Consider the following 12,966-nt stretch of genomic DNA (forward strand, 5'->3'; position numbering starts at 1 on the left):
TCTTAATCAAATCCGTCCACACGGCCTAGTTTCTCCAACGCAGCCATGAAAAATGGGGGACGAAGTGCTAGTGCCTTGAGCTACCTTCCAATATTCGGTCAGCGATCTTGCTCTGATTGATTTGCAAGTTTCTGCGTATGACGACCCAAGAGGCGGTATCCTGGCCTTTCAGGGAGGGTATCAGTGCTCAGCGGAAACAGCACCGAAAATTCAAAATGACAGCGGTTTGTGCCAGTCGCATGGAGCCAATCCCGCAAAGTAGCTTTAATCGTTGTATCCACCGTCGGTCTAGTGAAAAGTCAACTTGTCTGCAGTAAGCGATGTCCGGCCTTAAAGTAACTCCATTAGGTCAATAGCCTTTGCCACAACACGGGTAAAGAAACACTTCATTGTGGATATCTGGTGTGACGCAGGTTCAACCTGTCGGATCCTCATTTATAGGCTCGATGATAATTGTGTTTGGCCTTCCACTTATCAATGGGTTTTTAGAGAGTATGGCTTTATGCAGGCTCTATTTAAACCACATCATAGATGGTTTTAGTTCCCACTAAATGTTCATCCTTGGGATAGCCCGTGCCACTGTAAATACAAAACTGGCGTTGTTTCGCCTGGAAAAAAAGCGAGTTTATGGCTAGATTGTATCTTACGCGTTGCAACCGGATAGCGGGGCGACTGGCCCCGCTCAATGTTTGGGAACGACGAGGCCTGTCATAGTCGTATCATTTGCCTGCGGCCTGCTGCGCAAACACATAACTGTCGTAGGTATATTCAGCGACACGGAACCACTCAAAACCTTCGTCACGGAATTTCTTCCAGCTTGGATAAATCTTAGCCCATGACGGATTTTTCTCGTTGTATTCCGCATAAAGATCAAACGTAACTTTGTATGCAGCGTCGAGCACATCACGTGGTAGCGGCTGAAGTTTCACTCCCTTTGATACCAATGAACGGATCGCTGTCGTATTCTTTACGTCATAGAGCGAGATCATGTTCTGAGTTGCTGCTTCAGCAGCTGTATTGAGCGCAACCTTGTAAGGTTCCGGCAGGCTTTCATATTGCTCCTTGTTGATGAAAAAGTGGACCGAGGCACCACCCTCCCAGAATGCGGGATAATAATAATAAGGCGCAATTTGATAGAAACCTAGTTTCTCGTCGTCATAAGGGCCGACCCATTCTGCAGCATCAATGGTTCCGCGCTCGAGCGATGGGTAGATGTCGCCGCCAGGAAGCTGCTGCGGTACCACACCCAGACGTGACATGACTTCACCGGCAACACCAGCGATGCGCATCTTCAGCCCTTTGAGATCTGCTAGGCTTTTGATCTCCTTTCTATACCACCCCCCCATCTGCGCGGCTGTGTTGCCACCGACAATCCCCACGACGCCATAATCCGATAGAAACTCGTTATAGAGTTCGTTGCCTCCACCGTGATAGAGCCATGCATTCTGTAGGCGTGTATTCATGCCGAATGGTATCGCGGTACCAATGGCAAAAGCCGGATTTTTGCCGGTAAAATAATAGCCGCACGTATGTGCCATTTCGACCGTATTCGCTTGCACAGCGTCGATCGCCTGTGGGCCAGGTACGATTTCGCCTGCCTGGAACACTTGGATCTGAAATTTGCCTTCCGTCATCTTCGAAACGGCGTTGGCCATATAGACAGCGCCGCCATAGATAGTATCAAGATTGTTGGGGAACCCTGAAGTCAAACGCCATCGTAGTGTAGGTAGTTCCTGAGCGATGGCAGGTGTGGCAAGCGCCGTCCCGCTCGCTGCAGCGGCTGCGCCAATGGCGGCGCCCTTTGTTAAAAATGTTCGACGGTTTAAATCCTGTTTCATGTCTTTCCTCCTCGAAGACTTTTAATTGTCTGTAATGACCGGAGCGCTTTCAGTTCAGTCGCGATCGTTGGAACCGCCATAACTGCATCTTTATAAGTTTTTGTTTCACGCAAAATCGTTCCATACTTTTGGTTCCAAGTTTAGTTTAGCGTCATTGTCCCGGCCTTTCCGATTGGCGGGTACCTTGTCCGAATGAAGGCGGGGAGGGTGTGCCAAATGATGGTGCAGGCAATGGTTCATTAGAAGGGGAAAACGCGGGTGCACCAAAAGGTGCTGGTGCATTACCGAACGGGTTTCCTCCATCCGCATCTGGCATAGGCACATTGATCTGGATGGTGGAGGGATCCAGCTGTTCATGGTTGCCCTTGTAGTGAGTGACTATACCGGGAAAACCTATGATAATCCCGACCATAACGAGCTGAATTATCAGAAACGGTATGGACCCAACATAAATCTGTCCGGATGTAACAGGTTGGATTGTCGCCCCCGTCACCTTGTCCCTGTATGGTCGGGACGGCGCGACGGAACGCAAATAGAACAATGAAAATCCGAATGGTGGATGCATGAAAGATGTTTGCATGTTAACCGCCAGCATCACGCCGAACCAGACAAGGTCAATGCCCAGACTGTCCGCGACAGGTGCCAAAAGTGGAATTATGATGAAGGCCAGCTCGAAATAATCGAGAAAGAATGCCAGTAGAAACACCAGGAGATTGGCAACGATAAGGAAGCCAACCTCGCCGCCAGGGATTGACATCATCAAGTGTTCAACCCAGACATGGCCGTTGACACCATAGAATGTGAGCGAGAACACGCGTGCACCCAACAAGATGAAAATGACGAACGACGACAGTTTTGCGGTCGCGTATAGAGCTGAAGTCAGCATTGTCAGATTGAGACGGCGATTGATGATAGCTAGAAGTAGCGCTCCCACGGCTCCCATGGCACCACCTTCTGTAGGCGTTGCCAGGCCGATAAAGATGGTTCCAAGGACAAGAAAGATCAATACAAGCGGCGGTACTAATGAGAACACCACACGCTGAACGAGCTTCCAGCCCTTCAACGTACGCGCGTGAACCGGTAACGCGGGAACAGTCGCGGGTCGCAAGATCGACATACCTATGATAAAGGCGCAGTAAAAGCCGACAAGCATCAATCCGGGTACAAGTGCACCCTTATACATATCGCCAACTGAGCGCCCAAGCTGATCAGCGAGCACAATGAGGACAAGGCTGGGAGGAATGATCTGTGCCAGGGTACCGGAGGCGGCAATTGTTCCGGCCGCGACCTTACGGTCATAACCATAGCGGAGCATGATGGGCAGGGAAATAAGTCCCATGGAAATGACAGAGGCTGCAACCACGCCAGTCGTTGCAGCCAGCAACGCCCCAACGATTATCACTGCAAATGCCAGCCCCCCACGTACCGGTCCGAAAAGCTGCCCGATCGTATCGAGTAGATCTTCCGCCATGCCGCTTCGTTCCAGAATTAGCCCCATAAAAGTGAAAAATGGAATGGCAAGCAATGTCTCGTTCGACATCTGCCCAAAAATGCGATCAGGAATTGCACCGAACAGGTTGACGGGCAACAGGCTCAATTCGATGCCAATAAAGCCGAAAACGAAGCCGACAAAGGCTAGGGCGAATGCGACCGGATAGCCCAGCAGTAGTACGACCACAAGCGAAAGAAACATGAGGGGAGCGAGATTTTCTGCGAAAAAAGCGATCATATCCATTCCTCTCAAAGCGCCTGCGCTTCGGCATCTTCAACGGCGACCTTATCGGGGATCTGCCCTTGAAGAATGGCGATACGTTTGATGAGCTCAGATATGCCCTGAAGTGCCAGCAAACCGAAACCGACAGGAATTAGCAACCAAACCGGCCACAGTATCAATCCGCCCGTATTATTGGAGGTTTCGCCGCTGGTGAGCTTTACTTCAACGATCGGCCATGAGAGGAAAATCGTGACGAGGCAGAATGGCAGAAGGAAGAAAATGGTGCCGAATATCTCAACCAGTAACTGGGTTCGCCGTGAGTAGCGACTATAGAGTAGATCGACCTTGACGTGCTCGTTGTTAAGCAATGTGTAGCCCGCGGCAAGTAGAAACACAGCGGAGAACAGATACCATTGTGCTTCAAGCCAAGCATTGGAGCTGACGTTGAAAAGTTTGCGGGAAATAGCATTAATGGCACTGATAAGAACCGCCACAAGTATCAGCCAGGATACCGACTTTCCGATGAAATTATTGGCCGCGTCGATAGCGCGCGAAAACGCCAGCAAGACTGACATCGCTCCTCCCCTTCTTTCCCGCCTCCTCAAGCGGTTTTGGAAGATACTATGAGCGACGATTCGTTGCGGCAAGACGACGATAGACTAAAGCAACAAAGCTCTACCCATTAGTGGGTAACAACGGTGATCGTCGGGGAAATTAATGCGATGGAAGGTTCAGTCCGTTTTCGATGACATAACGTGTGAGACCCGCAGTACTGGCTATGCCGAGCTTCTTCTTGATGTTCTTGCGATGTGTTTCAACCGTTGCTTCTGAAATACTCAGTCTGATAGCAATCTCACGGTTGCTGCCACCTTCAGCAACCAATACCAGTACATCAGTTTCGCGTGCAGACAGCCCTTCGGATTTCTTTCCTCCTCGTTCCAAAAGCGCTTCAGAACCGCCTGAGGAGAAATAGGTGCCGCCAGACGCAACAGCATGAATCGCCGTTACGATTTCCGTGGTTGAAACATCCTTCAAGACATAACCTGATGCACCACGCATGATCGAAGTGGAGATGTATTCGCGGCTGTCATGCATGGATAACATGAGGATACGGATGCCGGGTAGCTGCTTCTTGAAAAGTTCGATCGCTTCTATACCGTTGAGAAGTGGCATATTAATATCCATCAATACAACTTCGGGACCTACCACCGATGCGAGCTCAAGGGCGGTGCGAGCATTTGCGGCAGCGCCCACTATTTGAATATCTTCATAGGTTTCAAGAACGGCACGCAACCCGTCCAGTACCAGCGGATGATTGTCGACCAGCAATACGCGAATTTTACACTCGTTCGTCATGCTACTCCTGCTTCTGGCTTTTTCTCCGTGGTCGATTTCGGCAACCGGGCAGTGAGTTGCGTACCATTTACGCTCGTTTCAACCAAGAGTATACCGCCAAAATGTGCCATGCGTTCTTGCATGTTGCGTAACCCCAATCCCGACAACTCATCTTCCAGGTTGCGAGCAGTAAAACCGTTGCCGTTATCAGCAACGGTCATTGTTATTTTACCCTTCAGGCCACGAAGCCGGATATCAACCCGGCTGGCACCTGAATGCCGCTCTATATTGGTAAGGGCTTCCTGCACCACCCGGTACAAAGCTGTACTCGGTTCGGGTTTTATCGTTTCGTTCAAGCCGTTCGCTTCAAAAAGTGTATCAATACCCGTACGTTCTGAAAAATGCTCGCAAAGAGCCTTTAAAGCGACTGTCAAACCCAGATCATCCAGGATGCGCGGACGCAAATCATGTGATAGGCGCCGCACTTCTTTGATCGCTCCATTAAGGGCGTCTGATGCCTTTTCGATTGCCATTGGCGCGCCGCTGCTTGCTGTTCCTACCTGGCGGCTTGCTAGATCAATGGCATAACGAACCCCGACGAGATTCTGCGATATACTGTCATGAAGCTCGCGGGCCAGTCGTGCTCGTTCTTCTTCCTGTGTATCGATGATGCGCTGTGCAAGTTCCTTGAGTTTGGTGTCGGCCATTCGGCGTTCCCGCAAGTTGAGGAGCATGCAGGTAGCGAAGACGAGCATCACTGCTGGAACGGCAATCAAACTAACGATGAGGAATGTTGTGCGGATATTGGCTCGGAAATCCGCATTTGCTGCAGCGGTTTGTGCGTAGACATCATCAAGATAGACGCCCGTTCCGAGCATCCATTTCCATTTGTCCAACCCCACTGCGAAGGATAACTTATCGGCCATTTCCGCACTGGAGGGTTTTTCCCATTTGTATTGATGCAAACCACCTCCTTCCTTTGCTTTCCCAATCAGATTGGCAATGACACGATCTCCATCAGGATCAACAAGATTAAGCCAATTGTGCCCCGGCCTAAACAACTGGCGTGGATGAACGATGTTGTTGCCGTCATAATCATAGACGAAGAAATAGCCATCACGGCCATAATCGAGCGACGTCAGAATCGCTCGCACTTTCTCCATAGCTTTTGCATCGCTGGGTCCGGCTTCTTCATAAATTTTCTGAATGGATGACAGTGCGAGATTGGTGAGGTTCAACAGCTCCGTTTCCTTGGCCTTCAGCATATTTTGCTCAAAAGTGGCAATACTGCTTTGCACAAGGTTTGCCGACTGCCATGTGATGAAGGCGGTCACTGTGAGAATGGCCACGATAAGCGGCACGATTGCCAATGCGACGATCTGATAACGTAGCGTCAAGTCCGAGCCTCCGAATTCATCGCAGATGACTTTAACTCTAGATTGTAGTCACTTTGAGGAAGAGGTCTAGCTGTGAAAAAACAGGATCGGATTACATTGAGGAATTCTCAACGGGAAGTCCTGACGTGTTGGGGAATGAGACAACTCCGCCCTCTAACCGCGAACTTAGCACTGTTGTTGGTAAAGCTGACAAATTATGCCAGATAATGTTGAGGCTTGAACAGGTGGACCGGAATGACTGGTAGGTGCAGTCCTGTTCAACGATGGCCACGCGGCCTTTTCGATGGCCCGGTGGGTTCACATTGATGTTTCTTTCGATGCATGTATTCGTTTCAGATCGGATAAACATGTTAGCAGTCTGTATTACGTAGCCAATCGGCGAGCGAGCGACGGCTACCGGAACGGCCGCGCATGGCTTTAGCGGCGCACATCGAGTTGAGCACAGCCTCCTGTGTGGCTTCAGCCGCAGCCCGGAAAAGAATATCGATGCGGTTTTCATTAAGTGCTGCGAAACTGACGATATCACCCGACTCATCATGGTCGAATGATACAGCAGTTGAAAACCCGATAGCTATGTCCCCACTACCATGTCCCCAGAAAGCCCCAAGTCGGGCCAAGCCCGCACCGCAGCGGCGCGTGACGCGTTTTAATTGGCGATGTTCCATTGGAACATCGGTCGCAAGAACGAGAATGACAGAGCCTTTTTCAGTTTGAGAAGGGACTCTGGGGGAGGGCATGCGTCCGTCGGGCAATACCAGATCACCTGCGCGCCCGAAATTTGTAAGCGCCAAAATGCCCAAATGATACTTTTGGCTGTCAAGTTCGAACTGACGTGAAGATGTACCAATGCCTCCCTTGAAACCAAAACAGGTCATACCTGTTCCCGCACCAACATTGCCCTGTGCAACGTCGGAACTTGCATTTCGCAAGGCCAGACGCGCATGCTCTTCTGTAACCGCCATTGCCTGAATGTCACTGAGCGGCCCATCATTGCATTCAAGTACAACCGGATTGACGGTTGCTGTTGTGCGGCCAATATCAGGATTTTTGGCAACCGCGTAACGGATCAATGCGTTGGTACAGGTCCCCACACCAAATGTATTTGTAAGAAGAATTGGAGTTTCAAGCGTTCCCAATTCCTCGATCTGCAACAGACCGGTGCTCTTGCCAAAGCCATTGATAATATCGCATGCAGCAAGTACCTTGCGACGATACGTGTTCCCATCATGCGGAATGATAGCAGTTACACCCGTATTGATGTCACCGTTGCGTAGCGTATGATGACCGACACGTACACCTGGCACATCGGTAATGGTATTATTTGCACCCGTCGGCATAATGCCACAGACGATGCCCAGATCGCGCGCCGTATCGGTCATTTTTATCCCCGGTCCTTGTTTTTTTAAAGGCGTCCAGCTTCTATAATGCGTTTGAGGAATGCCTGCGTCCGTTCACCCTGCGGATTGCCGAAAATCTGCGAAGGTGGACCTTCCTCATAGACTTTACCGTTTTGCAGGAAGCAGACCTTGTCTGCAACCTCACGGGCAAAGCCCATCTCATGGGTGGCAAGCACCATTGTCATGCCTTTTTTGGCCAGATCGCGCACGATATCAAGCACTTCTGAGACAAGCTCGGGATCAAGTGCCGACGTAATCTCGTCTAAAAGCAGAAGTGTTGGGTCCATCAGAAGGGCACGCACAATGGCCACACGCTGCTGCTGGCCGCCCGAGAGACGGTCAGGATATTCCTTCGCTTTGTGATCGAGTCCAATGCGGGCGAGCAGCGCCATTCCCTTTTCTTCGGCTTCTTTGAGAGGCATACCCAGAACTTTGGTCGGAGCTAGCGTCACATTTTCCATTACGCTCATGTGAGGGAACAAGTTATATCCCTGAAAAACAATCCCAATCTCGCGACGTAACAAGTCAAGATCAACGCCTGGGCCCGTGACCCGGTCGCCATGGAGACGAATTTCACCCTCATCGATCGCTTCCAATCTATTGATGCACCGCAACAGTGTAGACTTTCCGCACCCAGAAGGACCAATCAGGCAAACGACCTGATGTTCCTCAATGTTGAGAGAAATACCGGAAAGCACTTCCAATGCGCCATAACGTTTATAGGCCTTATCGATTTCAATCAGTGCCATGTGTTTGGTCCTTCCTCACAAGCTCGAGCGTGTTTTTCGGCGATCGCGTTCGATCAAACGATCTACGAAACGCGCCTGCGGGATGGTGATCAAGATGAAAAGAATGGCCACCGTGGTGACAGCTGAGAGATTGAAATAATTGCTGGCGATGATCTTGGACTGATTAAAGGCGTCAATAGTGCCAATGATGGCCACCAATGCGGTATCTTTTTGCAAGCTGATGCAGTTGTTCATAAGCGGAGGGATAATTCCGCGTACGGCCAGTGGAATAATGACATAGCGCATCGTGCGCGTATAAGAGAGACCAAGCGAGCGCGCTGCTGCAATTTGGCTTGGGTGCACGCTTTCAATGCCTGCCCGGTAGACTTCTGACGTATAGGCACCGTAAGTCAGAGTCAGTGCGATTATCGCATAGGAGATAGACGAGAGGTCCTTGAGAATCGGCAAGCCTGTAAGGGGAAGGCCGAACCCAATGAGATAGATGGTTATGATAGCTGGCAAGCCCCGAAACAGATCGCAGTAGAAGGTTGCAAGCACACGGATAGGTCTGCCTGCCTTCCCTGGCAGTGTTCGTGCAATCGCTATGACCAATGCCCAAACAAGAATCAAAAAGGCTGCAACCAGGAAGATTATTATATTGGTGACAAATGCCTTAAGCACCGTGCCAGCGGATTTCACGATAAGACTGATATCGAAGAACGTGCGACTGACGGCTGCATTATTGACGATCAGAAACCACGCGCCCGCGCTGATGATTAGAAGTGCGACAGCATAGGAAATAGCCTGCCACGATATATCCGATGCCTGTGCGCCGGACTCACGTCCCTGATAAATATCGGTATTGTTTCCGGCCCTGCTCGATAGCTGTACTGCGCGCCAAGCAAACCAAAGAACGCCCAGCGGAGCAATAAGGACGGCTATGCTAATCGTAGTGACCGGTGTTGAAGGCCAACCTTGACTGATTGTGTAACTGGCAACGCTATAGGCGGTCTGTGCCATTGCCAGAAAGGTGAGAAGCGAAAAAGCGAGCGCAAACAGGGATCGCCCATTATGGGTGCGGACTTTGTTGCGGTCGCGCCATTGCTGGGCGCGCTGCGCGCTGGCATCTGGTGCGAGATGGGACATGACTTTACTCTCGATGGAACAGGCCAGAACCTCGCTTTGTCCACCACCCGACATACATCCCGAAAATAAAATCGGTGTTCCGAAAAGATGTATCTCTAACAAACAGTCGGAGCAGGATCTCTTTCTTTAAGATAATCGTGCTCTGGACGCGGTGTACGCTGCAAAAGCCTTCACATGGCCAGGGTCTTAGTGGAATATTGGCTGGGTTGCGTTAACGGCGCCTGATCGCAGCCCAGAACGCCTTTGGATTACGGCTTCCAAAGTGGAATGTTATCGGGAGACGTGCCCCATGACGGCAGCAAATAGGCCTCTTCAAGCTTCTTAAGCGTACCATCCTTGTGCATGTCTTCGATCAATTGATCGATGATCTTTCCATTTGGTGAACCTTTTGGATAAATGCCTGCTGTCTCGCCACTGGATCTATATTTACCCACCACTGCGAGTCTGCCATTGGAATTATGCGCCTGACCGAGTGTGATCGATAGATCAGTCATAACGGCATCGACCTTGCCTGCGGCAAGTGCTGTAAACATCGATGCGGTATCATCAAAAACGTCCAGACTTGCGACCTTGAGGGTATCTTGGGCGAAAGGAACGAGTGTCGTTCCTGCCTGAGTACCGACTCTGACTGTTTTGATTTCGGCTTCATTGACAGGTTTGTCAGCACGTGCGGCAACGCCATAGCCCGAATTCATATAAGGCGCAGAAAAGTCGACAACTTTCTTGCGTGGTTCAGTAACGGAGATCAGCGCCAGCGCGATGTCATAATCCTTGTTTTGCCCTGCCACGATTGAGTCAAAGGAAGCATTGACGAGCTTTACCTTTTCGAGGCCCAGGCGATGGGCAAGATTAACCGCCATGCAAAACTCATAGCCATCCTTGATCGTGTCCGGCGTGTCGCCATTGAACTGACCAACCGCAGGCAAATTGATGATTACAGTGAACTGGTCTTCTGCTGCAGGATCGATCTTGGCTGTACCCTTTTCGCCGATCAACGGACAGTCGCCATAACCCTCAGTGGCTGCCGATGCTGTGTGGGCATGAGACATGACGGCGGCACTTGCAAAAAGTGCTCCGTAAGCGGCTTGTTTGAAGATTGTCTTTATTATCATGTTCCCCTCTTTTTCCTTTTAAGTTGATGGTTTAAGGCTAAAAAACTGGCTCGCTCCCCGCGCGTGCGAGATCCAGGTAGACTTCCTGCAGGCGACGTGTGACTGTCCCTGGTTTTCCGTCTCCGATCGTATGATCTTCGATACCGATAATCGGCGTTACGAAACTCGAAGCGCTTGTCAGAAATGCTTCTTTTGCACCCTTTGCTTCATCGACAGTGAAAAGACGCTCATCGATGATGAGGTTCTGCTCTTTGGCGATCTGCAAAACTGCTCGGCGGGTGCATCCCGGCAAAATTGCGGGCGAATTTGGACGAGTAACCAGGACATTATCCTTGGTGATAATGAAGGCTGTCGATGAGCCTCCTTCGGTAATGAAGCCATCCTCGACGAGCCAGACCTCATGGTAGCCCTTGGCTTTGGCCTGTTTCTTGGCCAACACCTGAGCCAAAAGCATTACTGTTTTGATATCGCGGCGTGCCCAGCGGGTATCAGTGGCAACGCCAACACGAACGCCATTGAGCACCGATGGAGAGTTGGCGAGGTTTTTGGCTTGAGTGAGCATAACGAAATTAGGCTTCATGTCGTCAGCGTAAATGAAGTCACGCTCGGCTTCGCCGCGTGTGACCTGCATATAAACGACACCTTCGAGCAAAGCATTACGGCGGATTAGCTCTTCCTGAGCTTTGCGAATACCGCTGAGCGATACAGGAAGCGGGATGCCGATTTCCTTCAAGGACCGTTCAAGACGTGCGAGGTGCAGATCATTATCCACCAGACGTCCATCGAGTACGGCGCTTACTTCATAAATGCCGTCACCAAACAGAAAGCCGCGATCAAAAACCGAAACTTTCGCTTCGCCCTCCTCTACGAAGACCCCATTCAAATAAATTACCCTAGCCAAAACACGCCCTCGGACATTTCATCTTTGTTGAGGAGGACCGTAGGTAAAAAGAATTTGTCGGGCCAATGCTATGTTTTGCAATCACTATGCAAAAATTGCATAACAGGCTTAAAATACTTGGAGCAAAAGTGGGAACCGCTTTTGCGTATGGAAATGCGCACAAATAAGCTGTTAATGCAGTTCCAACCACTCAAACTAACTGGAACCGTTCTCGCAGTGGCTTAACGCTGTGAGGCTTTTCCGTCGAATTGCCGTAAAGCAGAAATTAAATTTGCCGGATGGGTCGCAAATGGAACTAAAGTGGCTTGAAGACTTTATTGCGCTGGCAAATACGTCAAGCTTTTCGCGCGCCGCTGATACACGTCATGTGACGCAATCCGCATTTTCACGGCGTATTAAGCAACTCGAACTCTGGCTGGGGGTGACGCTTGTTAATCGGGCAGTTTTTCCCGCAGAGCTTACAAAAGAAGGCGCGACCTTTCTACCTGTTGCACAGGACACGGTGCGGCAGTTTTATAAAACTCGCAAGGCACTCCAGCCAAATCGTGAAGTCAAAAATCCGTTTATCACTTTTTCAGCTCTACACACATTAACGGTTACTTTTTTTCCGCAATGGCTCAGGCAGGTGAATGGAGAAGTTGGTGCCATACGCTCGCGGCTTAGTCCGGATAGAGGAGGGTTTGAAGATAACATCGCAACGCTCACGGAAGGTGAGGTCGACTTCTTCCTTACCTACGCGCATTCGTCTGTGCCGATACTCATAGATCCTCATCAATTCCCCTCTATTGTGTTGGGTACAGACAGATTGATACCTGTTTCATGTCCTTCTGAGACCGGTCCGGTGCTGGATCATGCGATCGCGAGCGGTGAGGTGTTGCCTTATTTGAGTTACGGTGATTTTTCTTTCTTCGGCGCGGCACTCTCGCAAAAATTCTTCTCCGGACCCGATTTTAAAAGACGGGTAATGCACGAGAACACAATCTCCATTGGGCTGAAGGCAATGGCGTTGGCGGGGTGGGGCATGGCGTGGCTGCCTGAAAGCCTGATTCATGACGAGATGCAACGTGGGGAACTTGTGCGCGCTTCCACTGATAACTACTGGGATCTCACAGTAGAAATCCGCATCTATCGTCACGACACGCCCCTTCAAAATCACGTTGAACTGTTCTGGGAATATCTATGCACAAAACCTGCGCGTATCTCGAAGTAGGGATTTTGATAAGCGTTACCCAGATACTAAGCCAAAGCGGTCAAGGACTTGGGCGGCTACCGAAGATAAAGCCGAAGCGTTGCAGAATTATGGTCCAAACCAGCTTTACTCCCGGATCCAAGCTGAATTCGGCAATGATATCATTGCCTCGAACACCTACGCATTGACCTTTTATAGCGTTGTCATCT

General features: G+C 50.3%; 11 protein-coding genes. 1 reads left to right on the forward strand and 10 read right to left on the reverse strand.

The features are described from left to right. Positions 1-719: 719 nt before the first annotated feature. The 10 genes from CES85_RS22085 to CES85_RS22130 form a co-directional block, all read right to left on the reverse strand. A complete protein-coding gene (locus tag CES85_RS22085; protein ID WP_095448017.1) occupies positions 720-1,838 on the reverse strand; it encodes a TRAP transporter substrate-binding protein in 1,119 nt (372 codons plus the stop codon). Positions 1,839-1,989: 151 nt separating this feature from the next. Continuing rightward, positions 1,990-3,567 (reverse strand): TRAP transporter large permease, encoded by a 1,578-nt coding sequence (locus CES85_RS22090; RefSeq protein ID WP_095448808.1) that lies wholly within the window; start codon positions 3,565-3,567, stop codon positions 1,990-1,992. A gap of 11 nt (positions 3,568-3,578) precedes the next feature. Then, positions 3,579-4,127: a TRAP transporter small permease subunit gene (locus tag CES85_RS22095; protein WP_095448018.1), complete on the reverse strand. Its 549-nt coding sequence runs from the start codon at positions 4,125-4,127 to the stop codon at positions 3,579-3,581. 139 nt (positions 4,128-4,266) lie between these two features. Next, positions 4,267-4,908, reverse strand: coding sequence for a two-component system response regulator MctR (gene mctR / locus CES85_RS22100; protein ID WP_095448019.1), 642 nt, complete (start codon positions 4,906-4,908; stop codon positions 4,267-4,269). After that, positions 4,905-6,284: a two-component system sensor histidine kinase MctS gene (gene mctS, locus CES85_RS22105; protein ID WP_095448020.1), complete on the reverse strand. Its 1,380-nt coding sequence runs from the start codon at positions 6,282-6,284 to the stop codon at positions 4,905-4,907. Before mctS ends, mctR begins: the two co-directional genes overlap by 4 nt. 350 nt (positions 6,285-6,634) lie before the next feature. Further along, the gene (locus CES85_RS22110) at positions 6,635-7,663 is read right to left on the reverse strand and encodes a DmpA family aminopeptidase (protein ID WP_095448021.1); all 1,029 of its coding nucleotides are present in this window, start codon (positions 7,661-7,663) and stop codon (positions 6,635-6,637) included. A gap of 23 nt (positions 7,664-7,686) precedes the next feature. Next, the gene (locus tag CES85_RS22115; RefSeq protein WP_095448022.1) at positions 7,687-8,430 is read right to left on the reverse strand and encodes an amino acid ABC transporter ATP-binding protein; all 744 of its coding nucleotides are present in this window, start codon (positions 8,428-8,430) and stop codon (positions 7,687-7,689) included. A 15-nt stretch (positions 8,431-8,445) separates the two neighbouring features. Next, the gene (locus CES85_RS22120) at positions 8,446-9,555 is read right to left on the reverse strand and encodes an amino acid ABC transporter permease (RefSeq protein ID WP_095448809.1); all 1,110 of its coding nucleotides are present in this window, start codon (positions 9,553-9,555) and stop codon (positions 8,446-8,448) included. A gap of 248 nt (positions 9,556-9,803) precedes the next feature. Then, complete coding sequence (locus tag CES85_RS22125; protein WP_095448023.1) at positions 9,804-10,667, reverse strand: ABC transporter substrate-binding protein; 864 nt, start codon at positions 10,665-10,667, stop codon at positions 9,804-9,806. A 37-nt stretch (positions 10,668-10,704) separates the two neighbouring features. Beyond that, positions 10,705-11,568, reverse strand: a complete 864-nt coding sequence (locus tag CES85_RS22130) for a D-amino-acid transaminase (RefSeq protein ID WP_095448024.1) — start codon at positions 11,566-11,568, stop codon at positions 10,705-10,707. Positions 11,569-11,857: 289 nt separating this feature from the next. Here CES85_RS22130 and CES85_RS22135 point away from each other — a divergent pair, with 289 nt between their 5' ends. Then, complete coding sequence (locus tag CES85_RS22135; protein WP_095448025.1) at positions 11,858-12,778, forward strand: LysR family transcriptional regulator; 921 nt, start codon at positions 11,858-11,860, stop codon at positions 12,776-12,778. The last annotated feature ends 188 nt before the right edge of the window (positions 12,779-12,966 follow it).

It is taken from the genome of Ochrobactrum quorumnocens, assembly GCF_002278035.1.
Lineage (GTDB): Bacteria > Pseudomonadota > Alphaproteobacteria > Rhizobiales > Rhizobiaceae > Brucella > Brucella quorumnocens.

What these genes read in the sequence shown, in the direction of transcription:
- CES85_RS22125 (WP_095448023.1), bottom strand. Translation starts at nt 10,667, where the DNA reads ATGATAATAAAGACAATCTTCAAACAAGCCGCTTACGGAGCACTTTTT.
- CES85_RS22110 (WP_095448021.1), bottom strand. Translation starts at nt 7,663, where the DNA reads ATGACCGATACGGCGCGCGATCTGGGCATCGTCTGTGGCATTATGCCG.
- CES85_RS22090 (WP_095448808.1), bottom strand. Translation starts at nt 3,567, where the DNA reads ATGATCGCTTTTTTCGCAGAAAATCTCGCTCCCCTCATGTTTCTTTCG.
- CES85_RS22085 (WP_095448017.1), bottom strand. Translation starts at nt 1,838, where the DNA reads ATGAAACAGGATTTAAACCGTCGAACATTTTTAACAAAGGGCGCCGCC.
- mctR (WP_095448019.1), bottom strand. Translation starts at nt 4,908, where the DNA reads ATGACGAACGAGTGTAAAATTCGCGTATTGCTGGTCGACAATCATCCG.
- CES85_RS22115 (WP_095448022.1), bottom strand. Translation starts at nt 8,430, where the DNA reads ATGGCACTGATTGAAATCGATAAGGCCTATAAACGTTATGGCGCATTG.
- CES85_RS22135 (WP_095448025.1), top strand. Translation starts at nt 11,858, where the DNA reads ATGGAACTAAAGTGGCTTGAAGACTTTATTGCGCTGGCAAATACGTCA.
- CES85_RS22095 (WP_095448018.1), bottom strand. Translation starts at nt 4,127, where the DNA reads ATGTCAGTCTTGCTGGCGTTTTCGCGCGCTATCGACGCGGCCAATAAT.
- CES85_RS22120 (WP_095448809.1), bottom strand. Translation starts at nt 9,555, where the DNA reads ATGTCCCATCTCGCACCAGATGCCAGCGCGCAGCGCGCCCAGCAATGG.